Here is a 584-nt window from a genome sequence, read left to right on the forward strand (position 1 = left end):
GCTACCATGGCCAGCCCTACGCCAGTGTTACCAGAAGTAGGCTCTACAATGAGGCTGTCAGGGGTGAGGATACCGTCCTGTTCAGCCTGCTCAATCATGCTCAGGGCAATACGGTCTTTGATGCTGCCGCCAGGGTTGGCCCGCTCCAGCTTTATCCACACTTCTACGTCTGGACGTTGGGCAAAAAGGCGGTTTAGGCGTAGCAAAGGCGTATTGCCAATGGTTTCCAGAATGGAGTTGGCTTTCATTGTTGACTATTAGGAGGTGAGAGTGAGAGGCTGCAGGTGAGCATGCAGAAAGCAACATGGCAATGGAGCTGCTCAAAAGTAGTTAGATAGAAAACGTAATTTCTTCGCTCGGGTCTTGGGAACGAGTGACGTGAATTTGGGCCCGGTGGTATACGCGCGAGTGCGACGGTACGCTTTCCGTAAGCCACACATTGCCGCCAATTATACTATGGCTACCTACGACGGTATTACCACCCAAAATAGTAGCTCCGGCATAAATAACCACTTGGTCTTCGATAGTAGGATGGCGCTTGATGCCTTCTAGGTGTTTCGCAACACTCAAGGCCCCGAGTGTTA

1 protein-coding gene and 1 pseudogene are annotated in these 584 nt (G+C 51.4%); both read right to left on the minus strand.

Going from position 1 to position 584, the window contains the following annotated elements; translation table 11 throughout:
• Positions 1-248, minus strand: a 248-nt coding sequence (locus VI25_RS21425; RefSeq protein ID WP_152981756.1) for a pyridoxal-phosphate dependent enzyme, incomplete at its 3' end; no start/stop codon positions are given.
• A gap of 82 nt (positions 249-330) precedes the next feature.
• Positions 331-584, minus strand: a pseudogene (locus VI25_RS21430) (serine acetyltransferase); the annotation flags it as partial.

This window comes from Hymenobacter sp. AT01-02 (genome assembly GCF_000961955.2).
Classification (GTDB): Bacteria; Bacteroidota; Bacteroidia; order Cytophagales; family Hymenobacteraceae; genus Hymenobacter; species Hymenobacter mucosus.